Source organism: Pseudoalteromonas sp. AOP31-A2-14 (assembly GCF_052378035.1).
Lineage (GTDB): Bacteria > Pseudomonadota > Gammaproteobacteria > Enterobacterales > Alteromonadaceae > Pseudoalteromonas.
Window position 1 is genome coordinate 564,093 of the sequence record NZ_JBQSXI010000001.1, and the last position, 24,837, is coordinate 588,929.

At 40.2% G+C, this 24,837-nt stretch carries 27 protein-coding genes and 2 pseudogenes; 23 read left to right on the top strand and 6 right to left on the bottom strand.

Features of this window, described 5'->3' with window-relative positions; genetic code table 11:
* Positions 1-119 precede the first annotated feature (119 nt).
* Together ACT3S9_RS02600 and hldE are read left to right on the top strand one after the other, a co-directional pair.
* Positions 120-710, top strand: coding sequence for a D-sedoheptulose-7-phosphate isomerase (locus tag ACT3S9_RS02600; RefSeq protein ID WP_441834486.1), 591 nt, complete (start codon positions 120-122; stop codon positions 708-710).
* The gene (gene hldE, locus ACT3S9_RS02605; RefSeq protein WP_441994525.1) at positions 710-2,149 is read left to right on the top strand and encodes a bifunctional D-glycero-beta-D-manno-heptose-7-phosphate kinase/D-glycero-beta-D-manno-heptose 1-phosphate adenylyltransferase HldE; all 1,440 of its coding nucleotides are present in this window, start codon (positions 710-712) and stop codon (positions 2,147-2,149) included. Before ACT3S9_RS02600 ends, hldE begins: the two co-directional genes overlap by 1 nt.
* A gap of 103 nt (positions 2,150-2,252) precedes the next feature.
* Here hldE and ACT3S9_RS02610 read toward each other — a convergent pair whose 3' ends face one another.
* Entirely contained in the window at positions 2,253-3,761 is a 1,509-nt protein-coding gene (locus ACT3S9_RS02610; protein ID WP_441834499.1) for a capsule assembly Wzi family protein, read from the bottom strand.
* A gap of 197 nt (positions 3,762-3,958) precedes the next feature.
* On the opposite strand from ACT3S9_RS02610, the gene ACT3S9_RS02615 reads away from it, so the two are divergent.
* Both ACT3S9_RS02615 and ACT3S9_RS02620 read left to right on the top strand, forming a co-directional pair.
* Positions 3,959-5,032 (top strand): glycosyltransferase family 1 protein, encoded by a 1,074-nt coding sequence (locus ACT3S9_RS02615; protein WP_441994527.1) that lies wholly within the window; start codon positions 3,959-3,961, stop codon positions 5,030-5,032.
* Positions 5,029-6,114, top strand: a complete 1,086-nt coding sequence (locus ACT3S9_RS02620) for a glycosyltransferase (RefSeq protein WP_441834488.1) — start codon at positions 5,029-5,031, stop codon at positions 6,112-6,114. Before ACT3S9_RS02615 ends, ACT3S9_RS02620 begins: the two co-directional genes overlap by 4 nt.
* On the opposite strand, the gene ACT3S9_RS02625 is transcribed toward ACT3S9_RS02620, so the two are convergent.
* Positions 6,107-6,826, bottom strand: a complete 720-nt coding sequence (locus tag ACT3S9_RS02625) for a 3-deoxy-D-manno-octulosonic acid kinase (RefSeq protein ID WP_441834489.1) — start codon at positions 6,824-6,826, stop codon at positions 6,107-6,109. The two genes, ACT3S9_RS02620 and ACT3S9_RS02625, sit on opposite strands and share 8 nt — an antisense overlap.
* A 129-nt stretch (positions 6,827-6,955) precedes the next feature.
* Between ACT3S9_RS02625 and ACT3S9_RS02630 the strand changes: the two genes are divergently transcribed.
* The 6 genes from ACT3S9_RS02630 to glpG all read left to right on the top strand — a co-directional run bounded on the left by ACT3S9_RS02630 (position 6,956) and on the right by glpG (position 12,299).
* Positions 6,956-8,014: a glycosyltransferase family 9 protein gene (locus ACT3S9_RS02630; RefSeq protein WP_441834490.1), complete on the top strand. Its 1,059-nt coding sequence runs from the start codon at positions 6,956-6,958 to the stop codon at positions 8,012-8,014.
* Complete coding sequence (gene gmhB, locus ACT3S9_RS02635) at positions 8,011-8,568, top strand: D-glycero-beta-D-manno-heptose 1,7-bisphosphate 7-phosphatase (RefSeq protein ID WP_441834491.1); 558 nt, start codon at positions 8,011-8,013, stop codon at positions 8,566-8,568. The genes ACT3S9_RS02630 and gmhB overlap by 4 nt, the downstream gene beginning before the upstream one ends.
* A 252-nt stretch (positions 8,569-8,820) precedes the next feature.
* Positions 8,821-10,017, top strand: coding sequence for a glycine C-acetyltransferase (locus ACT3S9_RS02640; protein WP_441834492.1), 1,197 nt, complete (start codon positions 8,821-8,823; stop codon positions 10,015-10,017).
* A gap of 52 nt (positions 10,018-10,069) precedes the next feature.
* Positions 10,070-11,095 (top strand): L-threonine 3-dehydrogenase, encoded by a 1,026-nt coding sequence (gene tdh / locus ACT3S9_RS02645; RefSeq protein WP_441834493.1) that lies wholly within the window; start codon positions 10,070-10,072, stop codon positions 11,093-11,095.
* 68 nt (positions 11,096-11,163) lie between these two features.
* Entirely contained in the window at positions 11,164-11,481 is a 318-nt protein-coding gene (glpE, locus tag ACT3S9_RS02650) for a thiosulfate sulfurtransferase GlpE (RefSeq protein WP_441834494.1), read from the top strand.
* On the top strand, positions 11,478-12,299 hold the full coding sequence (gene glpG, locus ACT3S9_RS02655; protein ID WP_441834495.1) for a rhomboid family intramembrane serine protease GlpG: 822 nt from the start codon (positions 11,478-11,480) through the stop codon (positions 12,297-12,299). The genes glpE and glpG overlap by 4 nt, the downstream gene beginning before the upstream one ends.
* Here glpG and ACT3S9_RS02660 read toward each other — a convergent pair.
* Positions 12,296-12,548: pseudogene (locus ACT3S9_RS02660) on the bottom strand (hypothetical protein). The gene glpG and the pseudogene ACT3S9_RS02660 sit on opposite strands and share 4 nt — an antisense overlap.
* Positions 12,549-12,760: 212 nt before the next feature.
* On the opposite strand from ACT3S9_RS02660, the gene ACT3S9_RS02665 reads away from it, so the two are divergent.
* On the top strand, positions 12,761-13,303 hold the full coding sequence (locus tag ACT3S9_RS02665) for a chorismate--pyruvate lyase family protein (RefSeq protein WP_441834496.1): 543 nt from the start codon (positions 12,761-12,763) through the stop codon (positions 13,301-13,303).
* Positions 13,300-14,178, top strand: a complete 879-nt coding sequence (ubiA, locus tag ACT3S9_RS02670; RefSeq protein WP_441834497.1) for a 4-hydroxybenzoate octaprenyltransferase — start codon at positions 13,300-13,302, stop codon at positions 14,176-14,178. Before ACT3S9_RS02665 ends, ubiA begins: the two co-directional genes overlap by 4 nt.
* Positions 14,179-14,201: 23 nt before the next feature.
* Here the strand turns inward: ubiA and ACT3S9_RS02675 are convergent.
* Positions 14,202-14,838: pseudogene (locus ACT3S9_RS02675) on the bottom strand (2OG-Fe(II) oxygenase).
* A gap of 505 nt (positions 14,839-15,343) precedes the next feature.
* Positions 15,344-15,751 carry a DUF2721 domain-containing protein gene (locus ACT3S9_RS02680; protein ID WP_441835926.1) on the bottom strand — a complete coding sequence of 136 codons (408 nt, stop codon included), beginning with the start codon at positions 15,749-15,751 and terminating at the stop codon, positions 15,344-15,346.
* A 64-nt stretch (positions 15,752-15,815) separates the two neighbouring features.
* Here ACT3S9_RS02680 and ACT3S9_RS02685 point away from each other — a divergent pair, with 64 nt between their 5' ends.
* The 3 genes from ACT3S9_RS02685 to tsaD are packed head-to-tail and all read left to right on the top strand — an operon-like array spanning position 15,816 to position 17,807.
* Positions 15,816-16,172: a putative signal transducing protein gene (locus tag ACT3S9_RS02685; protein ID WP_441835925.1), complete on the top strand. Its 357-nt coding sequence runs from the start codon at positions 15,816-15,818 to the stop codon at positions 16,170-16,172.
* Positions 16,165-16,755, top strand: a complete 591-nt coding sequence (locus tag ACT3S9_RS02690; protein ID WP_441992758.1) for a YjaG family protein — start codon at positions 16,165-16,167, stop codon at positions 16,753-16,755. Before ACT3S9_RS02685 ends, ACT3S9_RS02690 begins: the two co-directional genes overlap by 8 nt.
* 38 nt (positions 16,756-16,793) lie before the next feature.
* Complete coding sequence (tsaD, locus tag ACT3S9_RS02695; RefSeq protein ID WP_441835923.1) at positions 16,794-17,807, top strand: tRNA (adenosine(37)-N6)-threonylcarbamoyltransferase complex transferase subunit TsaD; 1,014 nt, start codon at positions 16,794-16,796, stop codon at positions 17,805-17,807.
* A gap of 19 nt (positions 17,808-17,826) precedes the next feature.
* Here tsaD and plsY read toward each other — a convergent pair whose 3' ends face one another.
* A complete protein-coding gene (gene plsY, locus ACT3S9_RS02700) occupies positions 17,827-18,435 on the bottom strand; it encodes a glycerol-3-phosphate 1-O-acyltransferase PlsY (protein ID WP_441835922.1) in 609 nt (202 codons plus the stop codon).
* Between the two features lie 232 nt (positions 18,436-18,667).
* Between plsY and folB the strand changes: the two genes are divergently transcribed.
* The 8 genes from folB to trmB all read left to right on the top strand — a co-directional run bounded on the left by folB (position 18,668) and on the right by trmB (position 24,818).
* Complete coding sequence (folB, locus tag ACT3S9_RS02705; RefSeq protein ID WP_441835921.1) at positions 18,668-19,024, top strand: dihydroneopterin aldolase; 357 nt, start codon at positions 18,668-18,670, stop codon at positions 19,022-19,024.
* An 11-nt stretch (positions 19,025-19,035) separates the two neighbouring features.
* Positions 19,036-19,524: a 2-amino-4-hydroxy-6-hydroxymethyldihydropteridine diphosphokinase gene (gene folK, locus ACT3S9_RS02710; RefSeq protein ID WP_441835920.1), complete on the top strand. Its 489-nt coding sequence runs from the start codon at positions 19,036-19,038 to the stop codon at positions 19,522-19,524.
* Positions 19,521-20,321: an undecaprenyl-diphosphate phosphatase gene (locus ACT3S9_RS02715; protein WP_441835919.1), complete on the top strand. Its 801-nt coding sequence runs from the start codon at positions 19,521-19,523 to the stop codon at positions 20,319-20,321. The genes folK and ACT3S9_RS02715 overlap by 4 nt, the downstream gene beginning before the upstream one ends.
* Before the next feature lie 156 nt (positions 20,322-20,477).
* Positions 20,478-21,815 carry a UDP-N-acetylmuramate:L-alanyl-gamma-D-glutamyl-meso-diaminopimelate ligase gene (gene mpl / locus ACT3S9_RS02720; RefSeq protein WP_441835918.1) on the top strand — a complete coding sequence of 446 codons (1,338 nt, stop codon included), beginning with the start codon at positions 20,478-20,480 and terminating at the stop codon, positions 21,813-21,815.
* Between the two features lie 17 nt (positions 21,816-21,832).
* Positions 21,833-22,456, top strand: coding sequence for a flavin prenyltransferase UbiX (locus ACT3S9_RS02725; RefSeq protein WP_441835917.1), 624 nt, complete (start codon positions 21,833-21,835; stop codon positions 22,454-22,456).
* Entirely contained in the window at positions 22,453-23,379 is a 927-nt protein-coding gene (locus tag ACT3S9_RS02730) for an ABC transporter ATP-binding protein (RefSeq protein WP_441835916.1), read from the top strand. The genes ACT3S9_RS02725 and ACT3S9_RS02730 overlap by 4 nt, the downstream gene beginning before the upstream one ends.
* Complete coding sequence (locus ACT3S9_RS02735; protein WP_441835915.1) at positions 23,380-24,147, top strand: ABC transporter permease; 768 nt, start codon at positions 23,380-23,382, stop codon at positions 24,145-24,147. It abuts the gene before it with no gap.
* The gene (gene trmB, locus ACT3S9_RS02740) at positions 24,147-24,818 is read left to right on the top strand and encodes a tRNA (guanine(46)-N(7))-methyltransferase TrmB (protein WP_441835914.1); all 672 of its coding nucleotides are present in this window, start codon (positions 24,147-24,149) and stop codon (positions 24,816-24,818) included. The genes ACT3S9_RS02735 and trmB overlap by 1 nt, the downstream gene beginning before the upstream one ends.
* Positions 24,819-24,837: the final 19 nt, after the last annotated feature.

The window sequence follows — 24,837 nt, forward strand, 5'->3', positions numbered from 1 at the left end:
AAATCGCTTTTTATCCATCATCAGTTCAGTAAAACACGATAAAATGCACACAAGTAAATAAATTTATGGAATAATGAATTTAATTTTTCCTGCCATTTTGATTCCAAAGAGGAACTTTCATGTCTGATATTGATTCTGTAGCAACCAGCTACCTAGAAAGCTTAACGCGCCATCAAGAATTATTTGAAACGATGGAGATCTATCATCCCGATGTTATGCAGTTACTTGAAGTATGCCACAGTGCATTACAAGCTGGTGGTAAAGTCATTTGGTTTGGTAATGGTGGAAGTGCAGCCGACGCGCAGCATCTAGCCGCTGAATTTGTAGTACGTTATAAATTAGAACGTGGTCCATTGGCATCTATAGCATTGACCACCGACACCTCTATTTTAACCGCGCACAGTAACGACTACCATTTTGACACGGTGTTTGAACGTCAAGTACAAGCGTTATGTAAACCAGAAGATTTAGTGATTGGCTTAACCACCTCTGGGACTAGTGTAAATATTAATTTAGCGCTGGCTGCAGCCAACGAAATTGGTGCTTACACTGTTGCATTTACAGGTCGTGATGGCGGTAAAGTGAAAGATATTGCCAAGTTACCTATTATTATTAAAAATGATGAAACTGCGCGTATACAAGAAGCACATATGTTTATTGGTCATTGGCTCTGTGAAGCCATAGATATGGTTGTGGCGGAGCAGCAATAATGGATTTAGCACTACTTAAAAACTTATCACAGGCAAAAATTCTTGTGGTGGGGGATGTGATGCTTGACCGCTATTGGCATGGTGACTCTGGACGTATTTCACCAGAGGCCCCCGTACCAATTGTTAAAGTCAGTAAGTTTGAAGATAAAGCCGGTGGCGCAGCGAATGTGGCAAAAAACATTGCTCGTTTAGATGGTAAAGTTGGATTGCTTGGGTTAATTGGTGAAGATGAAAGCGGCCAAATCCTGGAAGCTATTTTGGGCGATGAGTGTATAGACTCGCAGTTAGTTAGTGTTTGTGATTTACCGACTATTTCAAAAATGCGGGTGATCAGCGGCCATCAGCAAGTAGTGCGTTTAGACTTGGAAGAAACCTTCACAGAGCAACACAGCCAATTATTATTAAATCGCTTAGAGTTAGTGCTGGATGAGTATAATTTTGTATTGTTTTCTGATTACAGTAAAGGCTCTTTAACCCTGATTCAAAAAATGATTCAGGTGGCAAAAGGTGCTGGAAAAACAGTGTTGATTGACCCTAAATCTTCAGATCTAAACTTATACCGCGGTGCTGATTATATTACGCCTAACTTAAATGAATTTAAGCTTGCCGGTGGTAAAGCAGGTTCAGAGCAAAGCCTAGCTGACAGTGCGCGTGAGCTTATTAAAGATGCCGGTGTAGTCGCAATGTTATTAACACGCTCTGAGCAGGGGGTGTCACTAATAAGTGCTGATGAAAAGTATGATTTTGCAGCGCAGCAGTTAGAAGTAAGTGATGTAACCGGCGCGGGTGATACAGTTATTGCAACGCTTGCAGTGATGCTTGGTGCGGGCATGAAAGCCAAAGATGCTGTTGAAGTGGCTAATCTAGCAGCCGGTATTGCAGTTAGTAAATTAGGCGCTGCAACTGTATCGCCAGAAGAGCTTAGCCGCAAACTTGGTCAATACTTACAAAAAACGGGGGAGCATTATCAAACCCCATTTGATGATGTACTCCAGCATATTGACTTTGCGAAACAAAATGGTGAAACTATTGTTTTTACTAATGGTTGCTTTGATATTTTACATGCTGGTCACGTACGTTATTTAGCACAGGCAAAGGCGCGTGGCGATCGTTTGGTAGTAGGGCTCAATAACGATGAGTCAATCACGCGGTTAAAAGGCCCTGAGCGACCCATAAACCCGCTTGATGAGCGAGCGATGGTATTAAGTGCTTTAGCATCGGTTGATTGGGTGCTTCCTTTTGGTGCCGTAGATGAAGATGACACACCAGCTAAACTTATTGAAAAAATTAGTCCTGACGTATTGGTAAAAGGCGGCGATTATACCATAGAGCAGATAGCAGGTGCTGAGCATGTGCTTCGCCATGGTGGAAAAGTAGAAGTACTAGAATTCTTAAATGGCTGCTCGACTTCAAAAGTGATCAGTAAAATTAAACGTTAATTTTTAAAATTACTTAAATATAAAAAAATCGACCCACGGGTCGATTTTTTTATAGAGTTGCATTCAAGTTAAAGTTTAGAAACTAAGGACTAAAAGTTAAGGACTAAAAGTTATACTCATACTTGAGAAATCCAGAGGTGTCGGTGTTGCTCTCATTTGTTGCTTTATTTTTAGCCGTAAGTGCACCTAAGCTTAAACGACCATTAAATGCCAGCATTCTGTAGCGAAGCTCTAATTGCTTACTATCGAGTGCTTGTTTCGTAATGGTATTTCCTAAATCAGGGTTACTGGGGTAACGGTCTGCATTGTCGTTGTTGTAGTCAACTTGGCGAAGTTTAACTTGCCAGTCATCACCATTACTAAGCTGCCCTAATGCGGTAAAAACTAGAGACTGGCTGTCATTATCATAAGTCGAACCTATGGTTTTACCATGATAGCGGTAACCAGAGTTATAGTCTGAGTGCTCGTAGTAGCAGTTTTGATTCTCTAAGCCCGCAGTACAACTTACACCGGTATCAATATATTCAAGGTTAAACATTAGATTTTGGTCAAATAACCTAGCTGTAGTTTCAATACCTGCTAAATAAGCGCGATCGGCGGGTTTAAAGTAGCTACTAGCATCCTCACCTATAGCACTGATATAAAAAGCATAAGGTTGCTCAAATAAAGTGTCAGACCAACGTAAATCAATACCGGCTAATTGATTGCCTAATTTTGATTCAAGCTGACTATCACAGTTTTCCTCGCCATTAATGCAATATGTGCCACCGGTGATCATTTCAAAAAAGTCTTTTCCTGAGCTAGCCTGTCCTTCACCTGCCCATTGTGCTGACCAGCTAAATGCTACTTCAAGTTGTTGTAAAGGACGAAAGTTTAAACGGCTACTCCAAAGGAGTGCATCAGGGATGGCCCGATTAGATTCAAGCTCTGCCATCTGGCTAGTAAAGCTCCATTGGCCTATCCAGCTTAACCACGGAGTTTCAAAAGCGCTCGATTGCTCACGAGTAATACTCAGTGCAGGGAGTGGTTTTGCATTTGTTGACATAATTAAACTGTTATCAACACCTGGACCCCAGAACTGTTCAATAGCGCCAGCTCTTAGTATCCAATTTCCCAAACGGTAAGCGATATAGCTGTGATCAAATGAAGTATCATCGCAGTCTTCTAATGCTTGTTCGTTGCTTGCAATATCAGTTTGAGTTTTACCTGTAACATAGCATTTTTTGCCATTGTCACGATGGTTAACCGCAACCTTGGCCGCAAAATTTTCACCCATATAGCTGTAGGATGTTAGCAATTCCGTTTCTTGTGTGTTGGCTGCGCCAAAGCTGGTTACCGTGCGAGTATCGGAGCTCACATAAGCGTCAACGTGAAAGTTATGAGCACTGTTATTTTCTGAGCTGTAACGATTTTTTACGCGTAATATTGCATCTTGTAAGGAAGGTGATAGCTTCTCTAGTGGCATGCTGCGTACTTCGCCAATAAAGCTTTTCCACATCAGCGGGTAAGTGGTTACTGGGCTATTGATAACCCCGGCATCAGCGAGTCTTTGTATATCAGCTCTTAGCCCATAATCGTCTGGCTTAACCCATGGTTCAGCGACGAGTGGCATACTAAGTAATGATGTAAGCGTACAAAAAAGAAAAGTTTTATTATGCAATGCTCAATTCCCTGCAATTCAAGTTGCATTGAGTTTACCAATTTCTCGTTATGAATACAGTAAAATTTCAATTTATGGGTGGTTAAGTGTTATCGTAAAAAGGAGTGAATTTGCATACAATCCCCATTAAAGAGACATTAGAGATTAGCATGGAAAAAAAGCGGCTGTTATTTATTCCCGTATCATCACCAGAAGGGATTGGTGAGTACGTGCGCTCGTTATCAATCGCACAGGCATTAAATGAGAAATACCCCAACAATTTAACGATCCATTTTGTGCTAAATAAACATACTAGCTATGCTGCTTCATGCCCTTTTTCTGTGACGTTACTTGAGCACTCAGCGACTAAAGAACATCAACAAGTAAATGCATTAATAGATACTTACCGCCCTGATGTAGTGGTTTTTGACTGCGCAGGACGCTCTAGTCAAATGAAAAAAGCCAAAGCCGTGGGCGCAAAAGTGGTGTTTATATCTCAGCATGCTAAAAAAAGAGCGAAAGGGCTAAAACTTAATCGTATTAACTTAATAGATAAACACTGGGTGGTGCAGCCAGACTTTTGTTTAGAAGGCTTAAGTTTTAAAGAAAAGCTCATGCTGAAAATGCTGCCATTAACGGTACCTGAAAATGTTGGCGCGTATTTCAATGATTTAAATAAGCCGCAGGAAGGTGAGTTTTTAGGCCGTTTTCAACTGCAAAAAAATAATTATTTTTTAGTTAATGCTGGTTCTGGTGGACACCTTATTGGTAATCAATTGTGTGCAGATATTTACTTAGCAGCTGCAAGGCTAATTACTAAAAAAACAGGGCTCAAAGGTGTTGTTGTATTAGGGGCCAACTACCCTAAAAAGTTACCAGAAAACGATGAACTATTAGTGCTCAAAAGCTTGTCGAGTAATGAGTTTATTACTTTATTAAAAGGCGCTCAGTGCGCTGTGTTAAGTGCGGGAGATAGCCTATTACAAGCTATTATACTCAATGTGCCGACAGTTGCTTCTGCTATTTCTAAAGATCAACCTTATCGTTTAGCTAAATGTGAAGATGAAGGGCTTGTTGTTGTAGCTAAAACAACGGCGAATGACTTAGCCGAAAAAGCACAAGCCTTACTTTTACCCACTAATCTTAAGTTACAATTAACGCAGCTTGCTATACAACCTAATATGCAAGGGAAAGCGATTATGCTCAGTGCTTTAGAAACAATGCTATTTGGAGATAAAAATTGAAAGTAGCGATTGTTATTGATTCCTTAGTCGGTGGTGGGGCGGAGAAGGTTATGCTTACACTTGCGACAGAACTAGTACGCCAAGAGCATACAGTGACTATTTTATCTTTAGCTAATAGTATTGAATATGATATCGCAAGTACTATCCAAGTGGCTTTTTTATTTAACCATAGAGCTTCTAAAGTTGATCGTTTTTGGCATAAAAAAGCCAGCATCAAAAAACTTGAAAGTTGGTTTTCAGCAGAGCAACAAAACTATGGTGAGTTCGATGTTGTGTTGTCTAATCTTGACAGAAGTAACAATCTGCTATCACAAAGTAGCATTAAAAATGTGCATTATGTTATTCATAACTCAGTTGAGGGAGAGCTTGCAAGGCAGAAAAAATTAGGCCCTTTTGCTCATTTATACCTTAAAAAAAGTAAGAGAAATCTATCTGATAAGTCGCTTATATGTGTTTCAAAAGGGATTGAAGAAGAAATAACTCAAGGCAACATTATTGAGCCAAAATTTATTACAACAATTTATAACCCATTTGATATACCAGCAATTAGAGAGCTAGCAGAGCAAGAGAATAGTGCTATTCCTAATTCGCCTTATTTAATCCACGTGGGGCGGCTAGCAAAACAAAAACGGCACGATATATTGTTTGCAGCTTTTGCTCAGTTAGATAAGCGCTATAAGCTGGTTCTGCTGTGTAATAAGCCCGCGAAAGCACTTAAATTGGCGCAACAATATGGTATTGCTGAGCAGTTGGTTTTACCCGGTTTTCAACAAAACCCATATCAATGGATAAAAAGAGCCGATGCGTTGGTCCTCAGCTCAGATTTTGAAGGGCTACCTACAGTGTTAATTGAAGCGCTGGCAGTCGGCACTGCTGTGGTGAGTACTGATTGTAATCATGGCCCTAAAGAAATACTGACAAACGCTCTTGCTAAGTACTTAGTTCCTATTCAGTCACCTGATGAGCTAGCTAATGCTATTGAACAAGTACATAGAGATAAGCCTAATGTTCTTGATGCTGATATTTTAAAAAAAGTAACTGCCGAACCAGTTGTTAAGCAGTATTTGAAACTTGCTAGTTAATTTTAGACTGGTAATAGCTTGATAGCTGTTGCCAATTACTTTGTTGCCAATGCATCACTTCATTACGGCTTTGCTCTTTATTAAATGAGCGTTCAAGGCGGGCCATATTAGCTAGTTGCCATCGGGTATCGGGGGCTTTTATTTTGCCGCGGTCAAAATCAATAATGTAAACTACACCTGTTTCATCAAACAAAATATTATTAATATTCAAATCGGCGTGATAAATGCCATGGTTATGAAACTGCGCAATGGTGTTGGCAACTTTTATAAGCTCTTGCTCAGTGAGTGGACGAGTAACTAATACATCAAGCAGGCTTTGTGCACCATTAATTGCTTGCGTAATAATATCACCGCGATAAATTAGCCCTGATTGGGTGATTTTTGCTGCGATGGGTTTAGGTACATTCAGGCCAAGTTCGCAAAGTTTTACCATTAGCGAAAACTCACGGTAAACACGAGTTTTTTCAAGTCCTAAAAAAATATACTGATCACTGAGCAACTTACCAACTAGCCCACCTCGCCAGTAATGTCTGAGCACAGCGGTAAGTTCGTGGTAGTTAAAAAACCACGCTGTAGCACGGCCTTTTTTTGCGCCAACAATTTGACCTTGCTGTTGCCAGTAATCAGCGTCAAACCAGTTTAAGCTAATTTCGGCGCTATATTCGGGGTGGCTTAAAATGATGTGTTGATTAATAGTGTGCTGATTAAACATAATGAAATTCAATACCTGCGAATGTTAGCACTAATAGTATCGTATTTTTGAGATTAAGCATAAGTGCTTGCAAAAGTGAGTGGTTAATTTAAGATCAAAGCTTAGTTAATTACAATGCAAAGGGCGCCCGTGAGCCAAACACCTCGTTATTCAGATATTTGTATTTTAAGGCTTTCAGCTATTGGTGATGTCTGCCATGGTATTTCGGCTGTGCAAGCAATTCAAAAGGCCTATCCAGATGCCAAAATTACTTGGGTGGTTGGTAAAGTTGAAGCAATGCTACTTGCTGATTTACCGGGTGTTGAGCTGGTGGTCTTTGATAAAAAGCAAGGTAAAGCAGCTTATCAACAATTAAAACAGCAGTTTAAAGGGCATACTTTTGATGTGTTGCTGCATATGCAAGTAGCACTGAGGGCCAATTTAGTTGCGCGCTGTATTCCGGCAAAAATAAAAATAGGTTTTGATTGGGCGCGCTCAAAAGAGTTACATGGTTTGTTTATTAATAAACGCATTGCAGCGGAGCCTGAGTCACACGTGCTTGAAGGGTTTAAAGGTTTTGCCAAGGCGATAGGAGTCACCGACTATCAGCCAAGCTGGCAAATGCCATATACGGAGCAAGATCAAAAATGCGCCGATGAATTACTCGGTACAGAGCGCTTAGCCGGACGTATTTTTGTTATCTCCCCCGCAGCGAGTAAAAAAGAGCGTAACTGGTTACCTGAGCGTTATGCGCTACTTGCAGAGCATGCTCATCAGCAAGGCTTTACAGTGGTTATTACTGGCGGACCGACTCCACTTGAAGTTGAACTAAGTGAGCAAATTATTGCCAGCACTAAAATACCTATTTTAAATCTAGTCGGTAAAACTAAATTAAAAGAATTACTGTGTGTATTAAAGCGTGCGGCCTTGGTCTTGGCGCCAGATACAGGGCCTGCGCACATGGCGGTAACTGTTGGTACGCCGGTTATTGGTTTATACGCACATTCTAACCCAAAACGCACAGGTCCTTATTTATATCAAGATTATGTGGTTGAGGTTTATCATCAAAATCTACTTAAGCAAACTGGAAAAACCGCAGCCGAATTACCATGGGGGATCCGTGTTAAAGGCGCAGACTTAATGTCACAAATTACGGTTGACGATGTTACCTCAATATTTAATTTAGTCGTGAAAAAAGAGCAGTTATGAAAAATATTAATAAAGCCCTATTTTTAGACCGCGATGGGGTCGTTAATATCGACCATGGTTATGTTTATCAGCCTGATAAATTTGAGTTTGTACCCGGCGTATTTTCAGCTTGTAAAGCGTTTGTTGAGGCTGGTTTTAAACTAATCATCGTGACTAACCAATCTGGAATTGGTCGTGGGTATTACACAGAAGCGGACTTTCATGCATTAACTAAGTGGATGATTAGTGAATTTGTTAAAAATGATGTGCCGGTCACTGACGTTTATTTTTGTCCGCATCACCCTAAAAAAGCACTGCCTGAATATTTACAAGACTGCGATTGTCGTAAACCAGCGCCCGGTATGCTGTATCAAGGCATAAAAGAGCACAATATAAATCCTGCGCTTAGTATTATGGTGGGTGATAAGCTCAGTGATATGCAAGCTGCAAGTGCTGCAAATATAGCTACTCGGGTACTTGTTCGAACAGGGCAAAGCTTTGATGAGCATACAGTTAAAGTTGCGGATTATATTTTTGATTCCCTTGCTGATCTACCGACTATTTTATCTAGTTAATTGAGAATATACCGATAATTAATACTGCCATGCTTATAAGGCAACGCCTTGATATTTAACCCCTTGTGAAGCTATGAACTCTGTATCTTGAGGTGGGTAGGGTATAGACTGGCAGCTTAAGTTGTCAGTTTAACTATACCTACTTAGCTACAAACAGTGCATTTATTTGGCTAAACTCTTACAATAGACACAATGATGAGCCGCGAGCATTAATAATGCCTACTTACCCGTTCAATAACTTGGAGGTTACAGATGAGAGCATCTGCATTTTTTAACCAGCTACAACAGCAAATTGAAGAAATTAAATCCGAAGGCCTATATAAAAATGAGCGTATTATTACCTCGCAACAGCAAGCAAAAATTGAAGTTGCTTCTGGCGATAAGGTTATTAATTTTTGTGCCAACAATTATTTAGGTTTAGCAAATAGCCCTGAATTAATAAATGCTGCGCAACAAGGTCTAAACGATCACGGCTTTGGCGTGGCGTCTGTGCGTTTTATTTGCGGTACGCAAGATATTCATAAAACACTTGAGCAAAAAATATCTGAGTTTTTAGAAACTGAAGACACCATTTTATACTCTTCATGTTTTGATGCGAACACCGGCTTATTTGAAACAATTTTAGGCCCTGATGATGCAATTATTTCAGATTCATTAAACCATGCGTCAATTATTGATGGCGTACGTTTATGTAAAGCAAAGCGTTTTCGTTATGCTAATAACGACATGGGCGATCTTGAAAAACAACTAATTGCTGCCGATGAAGCGGGTGCTAAAACAAAACTTATCGCCACTGACGGTGTATTCTCAATGGACGGTGTTATTTGCAGTCTTGAGGCTGTGTGCGACCTAGCTGATAAATACGATGCGTTAGTCATGGTTGATGACTCTCATGCTGTTGGTTTTGTTGGCGAAAACGGTAAAGGTACGCCAGAATATTGTAATGTGATTGATCGCGTTGATATTGTGACCGGTACTTTAGGTAAAGCTCTTGGCGGCGCTTCGGGCGGCTATACCTCAGGTAAAAAAGAGATTGTTGAGTGGTTACGCCAACGTTCGCGTCCTTATTTATTTTCTAACTCACTAGCGCCATCAATTGTAACGGCATCAATCAAAGTACTTGAAATGCTTAATAACGGTGGTGAGCTACGCGCTAAATTGTGGAGCAATGTAAAGTATTTTCGTGAGCAGATGGAAGCCGTCGGTTTTACCTGCGCAGGTAAAGATCACGCTATTATTCCGGTGATGCTTGGTGATGCTAAAGTTGCATCGCTAATGGCTGATAAGCTATTGGCAGAAGGCATTTATGTAACTGGTTTCTCATTCCCGGTAGTGCCTAAAGGGCAAGCGCGTATTCGTACGCAGATTTCTGCGGCGCACACCATTGAGCAACTTGATACCGCGATTGACGCCTTTACCCGCATTGGTAAAGAAATGGGCGTAATTTAAATTTTTTTTGTAAGCCGCAGCTAGCTGCGGTTTGTTTAATTGAGTGTGACTGATGAAAGCATTATCTAAATTAAAACCAGAAACTGGCATCTGGATGACCGATGCGCCAAAACCAGAAGTAGGCCATAACGATTTATTGATTAAGATTCGTAAAACGGCTATTTGTGGTACTGACGTACATATTTATAAATGGGATGAGTGGGCACAAAATACGATTCCTACACCTATGGTTGTTGGCCATGAATATGTGGGTGAAGTTGTTGATATGGGTCAAGAAGTTCGTGGGTTTGCTATAGGTGACCGAGTTTCAGGCGAAGGTCATATTACCTGTGGCCACTGCCGTAACTGCCGCGCGGGCCGTGTGCATTTATGCCGTAACACCACCGGCGTAGGGGTTAACCGTGAGGGAGCCTTTGCTGAATATTTAGTGATCCCGGCATTTAATGCCTTTAAAATTCCCGACAATATCAGCGACGAACTGGCGTCAATTTTTGACCCGTTTGGTAATGCTGTACATACTGCATTATCGTTTGATTTAGTTGGTGAAGATGTACTTATTACTGGAGCAGGACCCATTGGTATTATGGCCGCTGCAGTAGCAAAACATGTAGGTGCTCGTCATGTCGTGATAACTGACGTGAACGAATACCGTTTAGACTTAGCGCGTAAAATGGGCGCAACACGCGCCGTGAATGTCGCTAATGAAAAGCTTGAAGATATTAGTAAAGAGCTCGGTATGACCGAAGGCTTTGATATTGGCCTTGAAATGTCAGGTGTTCCTTCTGCATTTAATAGTATGCTTAATAATATGAACCATGGCGGTAAAATTGCCATGTTAGGTATTCCACCGTCAGATATGGCTGTTGATTGGAATCAAGTAATTTTTAAAGGCTTAGTGATTAAAGGTATTTATGGTCGCGAGATGTTTGAGACTTGGTATAAAATGGCCAGCCTTATTCAATCTGGGTTAGATTTAAAGCCAATTATTACCCATCAGTACTCAATAGATGACTTCCAAGCTGGCTTTGATATGATGATTTCAGGTCAATCAGGTAAAGTTATTCTTAATTGGAATTAAACTTCCAATAGTAGGTAGCTAAAGGCGGCCGTTATGCCGCTTTTTTTATTTATTTTCAAGAGGCAGTAATGGCATTTAAACATATTTCGATTACACAAACGCAAGCATTGCTGAAACAAGAAGGTGTGGTGATAGCAGATATTCGTGATCCTAATTCTTATCAAGCAGGGCATATTTCAGGCTCTGAGCATTTATCAAACGCCAATATTGGCGAATTTATGATGAATAAGGATTTTGAACAGCCAATTATTATTGTTTGTTACCATGGTATGAGCTCGCAAGGTGCAGCTAACTACCTAGTAGAGCAAGGCTTTGAAGATGTGTACAGTATGGATGGTGGTTTTACTCAGTGGCAAACTGAATTACCGGAATTGGTTGAAAAATGATCGAGCTTGGTAGTATCAATAACCCCCGTGCTGCTCAAGGCTTTATCGATTATATTAAAAGTAAAGGCTTAGTAGGTGAATTGCGTTCTACAGATGGTCAAAAGGTGATCATTAGTATTACGCCAGAGCACTTTCATCAAGTAAAGCCGCTATGGCTAGAGTTTGCAGAAAACCCTCATCACGCTCGTTATCAAGAGGCTTCTTGGCAAGTTGGCAGTACTGAGTCTTCACTTAGTTATCAGGGGCAAGCGTTTAATATTAAAGCGCGCTTTAAAGCACTAAGCTGGTTAAACCGTACCGTTACACTCGTATCTATTGCTATTTTTGTAGCATTTCTATTGGGCGGGTTTGAAAAAATTTATGCACTATTGCAGTTTAACCCAGCTCAACCGCTTAGTTGGTTTACCCCAGCCATCGTACATTTTAGTGCTATCCACTTAATTTTTAACTTAATTTGGTGGATGACATTAGGCAATGACATAGAAAAATATAGTGGTAAGTTAACCTTAGTGGGATTGTTTTTAGTAACTGCTTTTATCAGTAATTGGGTACAGTTTTTACTGGTTGGCCCTAATTTTGGCGGCTTAAGCGGCGTGGTATATGGTTTGCTCGGTTTTTGTTGGGTATATAGTTTACTTAATCCTAAACAACCGCCATTAGTTACGAATAGTGTTGTAGGATTTATGCTTATTTGGCTTGTACTTGGTTTTGTAAATATGCTTCCTGTAAATATGGCAAATTGGGCTCATTTAGGTGGTTTAATTGGCGGTATGGCCTATGGGCTTACCACACACTTGTTTAATAAAAAACCAGCTTAGTGATACAAGTACTTAGTAAATAATACTTCGCGTTCTTTTGATATAATATTGACAAAGGCATCACGTAAAAATGGTGTGTGGTGCTCAATATTAGCGATTTTTTTCATATCAGTGAGCATAAGATCAACGCTAATACGTAAATGATCGAGCTTTTTATTATTGTTGCCAAGGTAATTGGCGATAATGTCAGGCTTAAAGCTTAAAGCCAAAGTAGTCTACAGTAGGCTTACTCTTCGCTGTAAAACTCATCGCGAGTAGGCAGTAATAAGTAATGTAGTGTAGGTGGTTTTCATCATATTTAATTCAAAGCCCAGTATTAATTGTAATATATGTATGAGTTTATACGTTAAGAATTGATACCAATTAAAAGCAGGCTGAGAATAGTATTTGTTTTAATCACCACTTTTTCAAGTGTCACCGCAATGGTATTATTTAGGTGATTGTTATTATAAAGAGTTATCGTGAACAGATTTCCCCTCTCTCTCAAAGCAAATTGGCAACTAGGTCATAGCGTCGCTGACTTATCAAAAGTCCAACGAGACTGGCTGCTTGAGCCGGGTTCTCTAACCGCTAAATTAAAATCAAACGCAGCCACTTTTGCTGTTGAAGTGCTCAGTGAGCAGCGCTTTGCTTTAAGTGAGCATCAACAGCGACTGCTTAATTGCTCATGCAGCCATGCAATGAATCGTGAGGTTTTACTATTATGTGATGATGTTGCAATGGTATATGCACAAAGTTGGCTACCAATAAGCTCTGCAATGGAGCAACAACGATTGTTGGGCTTAGGAGATAAACCGCTAGGTGATATTATTTTTCAACACCCAGAGCTTAGTCGAATCGATATTGAAATTGCTTATTTTGACAGCCAGCAGTTTCAGCAGTTTCAGTCCAGTTTAGAACAAAATACGACTCCCTTATGGGGGAGGCGCAGTATATTTTCATTAAAACAAAGCCAGTTTTTAGTTGCCGAAGTATTCTTACCTGGAGCATACATTTACTTATGAAATTCACTGCGTTAAAGATTAAAAATATTCCCTATTATAAGCAGCTCATGCGTACTGATAAGCCAATTGGCACATTGCTTTTGCTTTGGCCTACTTACTGGGCGCTTTGGCTTGCAAGCGATGGTATACCAAGCTTTATGCATTTTATTGTGTTTAGCTTGGGGGTGTTTGTAATGCGTAGTGCCGGTTGCGTCATCAACGACTATGCTGATCGAAAAGTTGATGGTGAGGTGACTCGTACCAATCAGCGACCTTTAGCGACGGGGCTTGTTAGTAGTGGTGAAGCGCTCAGTTTATTTATACTGTTAATTGTAATTGCATTTGGTTTAGTGTTGATATTGAGCTGGCAAACCGTACTTTTATCATTCGCAGCACTGGCATTGGCGTTTTGCTATCCATTTATGAAGCGCTATACAAATTTACCGCAAGTATTTTTAGGGGCTGCATTTAGTTGGGCTATTCCTATGGCATTTATGGCAGTAAGTAATAATGTGCCTGTCGTAGCCTGGTTTTTATTTTTAGCCAATGTTATTTGGACTGTGGCTTATGACACCATGTATGCCATAGTCGATAGAGATGACGATTTAAAAATTGACGTAAAGTCTACGGCTATTTTATTTGGCGATTATGATCGCCACATTATTTTTATGCTTAACAGCACGTTTATTGGTTTACTTGCCTATGTTGGGCATAGTTATACACTTGGTTATCCATATTGGTTAGGGCTTATTGTTGCGGGTGGATTCTTGGTATATCAGCAATACTTAATACATCATCGTGATAAAGCTCGTTGCTTTAAAGCATTTTTAAATAATCACTATGTCGGGTTGGTTGTGTTTGTTGGTTTGGCGGCGTCATTGCCACTTAGCTTATAATAAAAGTAAACTTTTATTATAAGCTATCTTGGCGGGTCGATAATCCCGCTGATTGAGGTGTTTTTTCTAAACCAGCCTGCAATAGAGTAACGCTCGTCCACCGCGGGTAATACTTCATGCATAAAGCATTCACTTTCAAACATTAGTAATGTGCCAGCTTGCGGGCTTATACTAATTTCTACTTCTTTACTTCTCTACTTCTCTACTTCTTTGTTTATAAATTATTAGCTTAACGCCAGAAGGCGGAGTGTTTAAATATAGCACAGTTGTAAAAACACGGTTAGAACGGCCTTTAAAAGCATCGTAATGCTTTTTATAAAAGTCACCTCGTTGGTATTTTGCATAATGACACTCGTAATCAAATAACCCTAAAAAGAAAGTACGGTTAAGGGTGATTCGAATTTGCTCCATCAGTGCTTGGTATTCAAGTTGTGCATCACTTGTACCGTCAAACCAAAAAGTTTTATCATTACGGATAGTTTTGTCAATTTGTAGCTCATTTTTCCGACCAATTCCCGCCAAACTAAAGTCAGGATTAATACGGTAACAGTCAAGCATTAACCTCGCTAATAGCGGTTTGTTTATGGCATTGTGTATGACGGTATAACCGCGGCTTTCAATATCATCTAAATAGATTTCTGAAATAGAACGGGCGTTCATCTAGGTACTTAATAATTGAGGGGTCGCTAGTTTAGCCTAAAAATTGATAAAAGCGAGTTTTATAAACCTCAATAAATCAGGTTTTTAAATTTATTTTTTCTGGGATATTAACTTTTTAATGATGATGCTGCTTTTTCTATTAGCCAAAGCAATTGCTTTGTCTGCTCTGTAGCAACGACTTGGTGACTGGTTTTTATGTTCAATTGCTTATTTATTAGACACCGGGTGTCATTAAATAGGGCATGCTTTTTTATATTCACGGTTTTCTCGCGCATCAAATATCAGCCAAAAAGCTATATGGTTGGCTAAACACTCCAGTAATTAGTGCTTCTAAGTAATGGCACTCATTGGATTTGTCTGTACGTAACGCTAAGCGCAGAGCTTTATTTTCAAAACTAAAGCAAGCTCTCCGATTTGTTAACTTGCTGAATGCCTCCATCACCAACGATTAATAGAATCCGATAGGCAAGTTTATTTATGCCTTTTGGAGTGTCGAGACTGTATTTTAGTCCGCCTTATTTGCGAGTGGTTTTTCTTCAATGTTTCTAAGCTCAATTTCTATAGCATCACATGAAATATGAATCTCATATAAAGATGTTAAAAGGGATAACGCCAAGCAGCCTAGACTTACTCCAAATAAAATAATTCCCGTTGTTTTGAACTCAATAAATAACGCGAACATAGAAATGGTGCATAATAAAAAAGAGGCAACGCCATAAACTTGCATGGTTCTGACAAGTTTAATGCGTTTTCTTAAATTAGTAATTTGCGCCACAACTAAGGGGCGAATAGTATCGCCTTCTCGGTCATTGAGCCCACGAATTAATTGTGCCAACACTAAAAAGCGGTTGGTGTAGGCTAAAAGTAATAACGAGATGGCAGGAAATAGTAATCCTGGAGTGGTGAGGGTCATGATTCTTTCCTAAATAACAGTTACTTTGCTTATACTAGCTTAGATATAGTAAAAGAGGTTTACTTTGAAAACAAATAATAATGAAGAGTCTGTAAATTCAGCTCCTTTTGCGTGGGTGACAGTTTATAGCGCTGCCAATGTGGTAGAGGCCAATATCGTTAAAGGGTTATTAATTAGTAATAATGTAGAGTGTCAGTTACTAGGTGAAACGCTGCAAGGAGCAGTGGGTGAAATCCCGCTTGATCAAACTGAAGTGAAAGTGCAGGTTTTTACGATTAAACAGCGCCAGGCGGCAGAAATATTGGTAAACTATAGACAAGTACAACAATCCGCTCCTGATTGGGTTTGTCCCAATTGTAATGAGCATAACGGGTCAACATTTGATTTTTGTTGGTCCTGTAGGACACCAAAGAATGACTAAAGCGAATAATTTCCAAAGAATTAGAGAGCTTAACTATTTACAGCAAGCGGTATTAGCAGCTGCGTTAATTGAACGTATGCTACCTAATTATGGCTTATTTAGTGAAGCGACCGAGTTTGGTGATGAAGCAACATTGCGCAGTGCTTTAAATTTATGCTGGGAAAAAATACTCCTACCAAAAAGTAAAATAAGCCTCGAAAAGCAAATCGAAAAAATTGAACCAAATGTGCCTGAACTCGCTGATTTTGATATGTTTGGTACATACCCTGCGATAGATGTCGCAACGGCTCTGTTAGGGCTATTGCATGGCTTAATGACCAAAGACGAGCAAGAATTCATCAGTATAAGTAAAATATCACAAGCGACTGTCGCACGTTTTATTGAGTATCAAATGACAGTAGAAGGTGAACTTGCTGATAACAAAGCCGTGCGCGAGCACCCGCTAATGCAATATGAAATAGCCGTACTCGGTGAGCTGATAGACTTTGTTGAACAAATGGGGCGCATTACCTCAGAAAATGTTAAAGCGCTAAAACAACACGTTATCGCGGATGGGCAGACTAATATAGGTTTAACACTTTAAAGTTTGCTAAGAATTAAAAGGTAGAAGGAGAAACAGCAGTGCGGATTTTAGGCATTGAATCGTCGTGTGATGAAACCGGTATCGCTATTTATGATGATGAACAAGGCTTGCTTGCTCATCAATTATATAGCCAAGTAAAAGTACATGCCGACTACGGTGGTGTAGTGCCAGAACTTGCATCGCGGGATCATGTGCGCAAAACGTTACCGTTAATTGATGCCGCATTTGCACAGGCGGGCTGTGGTCCTGAAGATTTAGATGGTATAGCCTACACCGCAGGGCCTGGCCTTGTCGGTGCTTTATTGGTTGGCACGTCTATTGGGCGCTCACTTGCTTATGGTTGGGATATTCCAGCGGTTGCCGTACACCATATGGAAGGGCATTTATTAGCCCCGATGTTGGAAGAAAATATACCTGAATTCCCTTTTATTGCGCTGTTAGTTTCTGGCGGCCACACCATGATGGTAAAAGTAGCCGGTATTGGCCAATATGAAGTGCTAGGGGAGTCTGTTGATGATGCTGCTGGTGAAGCATTTGATAAAACAGCTAAATTACTTGGCCTTGATTACCCAGGTGGCCCGCGTCTTGCCAAACTTGCAGAGCAAGGTACACCCAAACGCTTTATTTTCCCAAGGCCAATGACCGATAAACCCGGCCTTGACTTTAGTTTCAGTGGATTAAAAACAGCAGCTTCTATTTCGATTCGTAACAACGACGATGATGAGCAAACCAAAGCAGATATCGCCCATGCGTTTCAAACCGCAGTCATAGATACCTTAGTGATTAAATGTAAGCGTGCGCTTAAGAAAACGGGGATCAAACGTTTAGTTATTGCCGGGGGTGTCAGTGCAAATGTGCAGTTACGTGCACAGCTTGAACGAGTAATGCAAGGTATGCAGGGGCAGGTTTATTATCCGCGTACTGAGTTTTGTACTGATAATGGCGCAATGATTGCCTATGCAGGTATGCAGCGTTTAAAAGCAGGACAATTTGCAACTTTAGATATGAAAACTAAACCGCGGTGGCCAATAGATAGCTTAGAAGCTATATAGTTAATTTGAACTATGTAGCTTAGCTCTTTGTATCATCCTTCGAGGCTTTTTTAGCCTCGACTCGCGGCTCTTGACCCTGAAATAAGCGAGTGATATTAGCGCGGTGCCTGAATATAATCAGTATCGTTAAAAAAGTAACAGGTAGGGTATAAAGTGGCTTTATCCACCAAGTGTAAAGCGGCGCTAGCGAAACGGTTACTAAAGCAGCCAGCGATGAGTAACGCGTTATTGCAACTATAATAAGCCATGTTGAAATAAGTAACCCGCCAAGAGATAAGCCAATCGGCAATAACGCACCAAATGCAGTTGCGACTGCTTTGCCGCCATTAAAACTAAAAAATAACGGGTACATGTGACCGAGGCAGGCTGCAACACCGATTAAACCTAACAAAAGTGGATCTAATTTTAAAAAGTATGCGGCCCACACCGGGATCGTGCCTTTTAAAATATCAAAAATAAGCACCATTACAGCGGGTAGCTTACCACCAAGGCGATAAACATTTGTCGCCCCCGGATTATTAGAGCCATGAGTGCGTGGATCGGGTAGTCTAAATAGCCGAGATACTAGAATAGCCGATGAAATCGACCCCAGTAAGTAGGCTAAAACTAACATTAAAACAGCTATCACGCGCTTCCTTATTTTTTAATCTGCATTTTTCGGCTATCATTGGCCGCAAAAATAAATCTGGGCATTACTAGTTAACCAAAATAGTCGTTATCCAAACCTGTCAACACATGGGTGTACCGGTCTGCTATTGTATGGTTAATTTTTGTATAATAAAACACAGTATTCGTGTATAAAGATTATTTATTTAAATTATAGCTCGGATGTTTAAAACAGTTTGCAAGTTGGAGTCATCATGGACAAGGTTTTTATATCACAACTACAGGTTGACACTATCATAGGTGTTTACGATTTTGAAAAGCTCAGCAAACAAAGTTTATATTTTGATATTGAAATGCTTTGCGATATTAAACCCGCAGCTACAAACGATGACATTAATCTTGCGTTAGATTACGCCAAAGTGAGTGAGCGTGTTATTGACCATACCACCGCAAAACCGGTTGAGTTACTAGAAACGCTAGTTGAGCAACTCGCAGAAATTATTTTAACTGAGTTTGCTACCACGCAAGTGATGATTCGGGTGAGTAAACCGGCTGCCGTTGCTAAAGCGCAAACGGTAGGGGTTGAGATCACCCGTGCTAAAGCAAACTAAGGCTTATTAATATGGCACAAATTTTTATCAGTTTAGGCTCTAACGTTAATAAAAAACATTATTTACGTCAGGCGTTAATTGCCTTAAAAGAGCACCTTGCTGATTTTACTCATTCCTCGGTCTATGAAAGTGAAGCGGTAGGATTTGCCGGTAATAATTTTTATAATTCAGTGGTGGCTGCAACAACCGATATTTCACTTCCCGCACTGTGTAAGTTATTAAAAAAGATAGAGCAAAATAATGGCCGCACCGCAAGTGATAAAAAGTTTAGCCCGCGGACTCTTGATTTAGACTTATTATTTTATGATGAAATTATTTGTGATTCGCCCGCACAATTACCGCGTGACGAAATAACAAAAAATGCTTTTGTTTTACAGCCATTGGCTGAAATCGCCCCAAATTTTTATCATCCCACAGCAAAGCAAACGATTGCCCAGTTATGGAGTGCCTACAACAACCCCCAGCAAAAACTATGGAAGGTGGAGTTTACTAACCCATGAGTATTATCGAAATTATTGTTTTAGCCCTAATTCAAGGGTTGACTGAGTTTTTACCTATTTCAAGCTCGGCGCACCTTATTTTGCCGTCACAAATTTTAGGCTGGCACGACCAAGGCTTAGCGTTTGATGTTGCTGTACATGTTGGTACGTTAGTCGCCGTAGTGATTTATTTTCGTAAAGAAGTGGTCGAAATTCTTGGCGCGTGGTTTAAATCATTTGGCAAGCAGGGGACGACGGATGACAGTAAATTAGGCTGGTGGATTATATTAGGCACTATACCCGCTGCTGTGTTGGGGCTAATTTTTAAAGATTTAATAGAGCTGTATTTACGTAGTGCGTGGGTAATAGCTATAACTACTATTTTGTTTGGTTTATTGCTTTGGTATGCCGATGCGAAAGGTAAGCAAACCAAAACGATTTATCAACTAAATTGGAAGTCTGCGTTAATGATAGGGATGGCGCAAGCAATGGCTATGATCCCTGGCACATCTCGTTCAGGTATAACCATGACCGCAGGATTAATGCTGGGTATGAATAAACAAAGTGCTGCACGTTTTTCATTTTTATTAGCCATCCCTGTTATTTCGATGATGGGGCTATATTACACAATAGAGCTTGCTTTAGGGGATCACATAGTTGATTGGAATACGTTAATCTTGGGCGCGGGTTTATCTTTTGTGTCAGCGTATGCCTGTATTTTCCTATTTCTAAAAATTATTGAGCGCATGGGTATGATGCCGTTTGTAATCTATCGCTTGTTATTAGGAGCTGGCCTAATCGCATTTTTGATGTGGTAAAATAAGTATTTAAAACGCCTTTCCAGAGGTGTTTTAAATTGCCATTATGCAAAACACTATTGCCTACAGAGCATGGTAACACACGTTTATATTTGGCATCATAGTCATTAGTTGGTTTTATCTTTAAAGCTATCTTATTAACCTGCAAGGAACCCAATGCATATTCATATTTTAGGTATTTGTGGCACGTTTATGGGCGGGATAGCGGCTATTGCAAAATCACTCGGTCATAAAGTAACAGGCTCAGATCAAAACGTTTACCCTCCAATGAGTAAGCAACTTGAAGATCTTGGCATTGAATTAACCAAAGGCTACGATGTTGCACAGTTAACACCAGCCCCTGATATGGTGGTTATTGGTAACGCGATGAGTCGCGGAAATCCTTGTGTTGAATATGTCCTTGATAAAGGCCTGCCTTACACCTCAGGACCAGAATGGTTAAAGCATAATTTATTACAAAGCTCATGGGTGTTAGCTGTTGCGGGTACACATGGTAAAACCACGACCGCGAGTATGCTAGCGTGGATTTTAGAATATGCAGGTTTAAAGCCGGGCTTTTTAATCGGAGGCATAGTGCAAAACTTTGGCGTATCGGCCAAAGTAGGAGATACGCCTTTTTTTGTTATTGAGGCCGATGAATACGACACGGCTTTTTTTGATAAGCGCAGTAAATTTGTACATTACCTGCCACGAACTCTTATTTTAAATAATCTTGAATTTGATCATGCTGATATTTTTGACGATTTAAACGCCATCAAAAAACAATTTCATCATTTGATGCGTACATTACCTGCAAGCGGCAAAGTGATATGGCCGAGTAATGAACTCGCGCTGAGTGACGTTATAGCGCAGGGTTGCTGGAGCAATAGTGAAACCCTAGGTGATGATTGGGGTTATGATTTAATAAATGCAGATGGCAGCGAGTTTACAGTGTTATTAAATAATCAACCGCAAGGCGTTGTAAACTGGCAAGCAATGGGTGAGCACAATGTTAAAAATGCAATGATGGCTATTGCGGCGGCGCGCCATGTAGGAATAGCCATTGAGCATAGTATTGCAGCACTTAGGGAGTTTATTAGCCCAAAAAGGCGCATGGAACTAAAAGCACAGGTTAATAATATTAATGTGTATGACGACTTTGCTCATCACCCAACTGCAATTAAAACCACCCTTGCTGGGCTTCGTGCTAAAGTAGGTAATGATAAAATAATTGCTATTTTAGAGCCTCGCTCTAACACTATGAAAATGGGCGTGCATCAACATATATTATTAGATTCGTTAAGCGCTGCCGACGAAGTATATTTATTTGAACCTGATAACTTAAGCTGGTCGTTGAAAGAACAAGCCGAGCGTGCAGGTATGAATTGTTACGCTGATACTAATGAGATTATCAGTGAGGTGGCTGAACAAGCTGCGCCACAGCAACATATTGTAATTATGAGTAATGGCGGTTTTGAAGGAATTCACCAACGCTTAATCGATGCTTTAACATAAATAATGGGAAGGTTACCTTGCAATATAAAGATACAATAACTGTAGCCTTTAGCGGTGCGTCAGGTGCACCTTACGGGCTTCGCCTGCTTGAAGTATTACTTGCACAGCAATTTCAAGTGTATGTGCTTATCTCAAGCGCTGCGCGAGTGGTGCTTGATACCGAGTCAAACATTAAATTATCCGGTAATGAAGATAAAGCCACAGAGCAATTAAGTACGTTGCTTGATGCTCAGCCTGAACAATTAAAAGTATATGGTAAAGATAACTGGTTTAGCCCCGTTGCTTCAGGCTCTGCTGCACCTAAAAAGATGGTGGTGTGCCCGTGTAGTGCTGGCTCCGTTTCGGCTATTGCAGTAGGCGCATCAGACAACTTACTTGAGCGCGCAGCCGATGTAGTTATTAAAGAGCGTGGACAATTAATATTAGTGCCACGAGAAACACCATTTAATGAAATTCACCTTGAGAATATGCTCAAATTGGCAAGGTTGGGTGTAACTATTATGCCTGCAGCTCCGGGGTTTTATCATCAGCCACAGTCAATTAGCGATTTAGTCGATTTTATGGTGGCGCGTATTTTAGATCATTTAAATATAGAACATACCCTGACTAAGCGTTGGGGTTATGGGGAAGGTAAAAAGTGAGCGAACAGTCAATAGCATTAAATATCAAAGGCCTGACTAAGGTTTATAAAAACGGTGTTGAAGCCATTAAAGGTGTTGATTTAGAAGTACAAGAAGGCGATTTCTTTGCTTTACTTGGACCTAATGGCGCGGGTAAATCAACAGCCATAGGGGTTATTTCCTCACTAGTTAATAAAACCCAAGGTCAAGTGCAGGTATTTGGTCACGATATTGATACCGACTTAGAGGCGGCAAAATCGCATTTAGGCTTAGTACCACAAGAGTTTAATTTTAGTCAATTTGAAACCCTTAACCAAATATTAGTTAATCAAGCTGGTTATTACGGTGTGCCACGAGCACTTGCTCACCAGCGTGCTGAAAAGTATCTAAAACAGCTGGGCTTATTTGAGAAAAAAGATAAGCAAGCTCGGACATTATCAGGCGGTATGAAACGCCGTTTGATGATTGCTCGCGCACTTATGCATGAGCCTAAACTGCTTATTTTAGACGAACCAACTGCAGGGGTTGATATAGAACTGCGACGCTCTATGTGGGATTTTTTACGAGAAATCAATAAACAAGGAGTGACCATTATTTTAACTACTCACTACCTTGAAGAAGCCGAATTATTGTGTAAAAACATCGCCATTATCGATAGCGGTATTATTGTTGAAAATACCACTATTAAAGCGCTGTTAGCGAAACTTGATAAGGAAACCTTCATACTTGATTTAAAGCAACCAGTGCAACCAGTTGAACTTGATGGCTATAAATTTACGATGGTAGATGAGCATACATTAGAAGTTGAAGTTGCTAAATCGCAAGGCTTAAATGCGGTTTTTACAGCGCTTACAAAACAAAGTAATACGGTGCTGAGTATGCGTAATAAAGCAAACCGTTTAGAAGAGTTATTTGTTGGTTTATTAGAACAAGGGCGGGAATAAATGTTTAAATACGGCGTAGCCTTAAAGAGTTTATGGTACAAAGAGTGTATTCGGTTTTTACGTATTTGGGTGCAAACCTTGGTACCGCCAGCGATTACCATGAGTTTGTATTTTGTTATTTTTGGTAACTTAATCGGTTCACGAATTGGTGAAATGGGCGGCTTTAGTTACATGGAATTTATTGTTCCAGGACTGATTATGATGTCGGTGATCACCAACTCTTACTCCAATGTGGCCTCTAGTTTTTATTCTAATAAATTTCAAAAAAGTATCGAGGAGTTACTTGTAGCTCCGGTGCCTAATTACATAATTGTACTGGGCTATATGGGCGGTGGTATGACTCGTGGCATGCTGGTGGGCTTACTTGTTACCTGTGTGTCATTATTATTTGTGGATATTCAAATTCATAATATTTTTGTGATTGTGGCAACGGTTATTTTAACCTCTGCAGTGTTTGCTTTAGGGGGCCTGATCAATGCTATTTATGCTAATAGCTTTGATGATATTAGTATTATTCCAACCTTTATTTTAACGCCACTGACATACTTAGGTGGAGTGTTTTATTCAATTACTTTATTACCTGAACTTTGGCAGGGAGTATCGAAAATCAATCCGATTATTTATATGGTTAATGCTTTTCGTTATGGCTTTTTAGGGGTATCGGATGTGGGCTTAGGTGTTGCTTTTAGTGTGCTTGGGCTATTTATTGTTGGTTTATTTACATTAGCGCTTACGTTAATTAAAAAAGGTGTAGGGCTTAGACATTAATGAGCGATGCAAATTCACGCAGTATTGTATCTAATCAACCTGGTCTTCATGACAAGCTCGACGACATTGTTACTAAGCATTTAAATGCGGAGTTTAAAAAGCCGATTGCGGCACATACGCAAGCGGCATTTGACGAAGTTGATGCAAAGGTACGCGCCTTTAACGGGCCTCTTATTTTAGACTCTTGTTGTGGCGTAGGCGAAAGCACAGCCAATTTAGCTAAGCGACACCCAGATGCTTTGGTGATTGGTATTGATAAGTCTTCACACCGTCTTGAAAAGCACGATGTAGAATATAAGCAAACCGAGTCAGGCCAATACATTTTAGTCCAAGCTGATCTAAATGACTTTTGGCGCTTAGCTGTAGCTGCTAATTGGCAGCCAACGCACCATTATTTGCTTTACCCTAATCCGTGGCCAAAAGCTAAGCACATTCAAAGGCGCTGGCATGGGGCGGCAATATTTCCATTTATTGTGAAATTAGGCGGGCTTTTAGAAGTACGTAGCAATTGGGATATTTACGTTAAAGAGTTTGCTCATGCATTGCTGCTGACAGGTCATGAATGTGCCGTTGAGCTGTACGGGAGCGACACCCCAATTACTCCCTTTGAGCGTAAGTATTGGGCTAGTGGACAACAAAGCCATCGTTTAGTTATAGACTTAGGTGATTGATTAAAAATTATTAAAATAT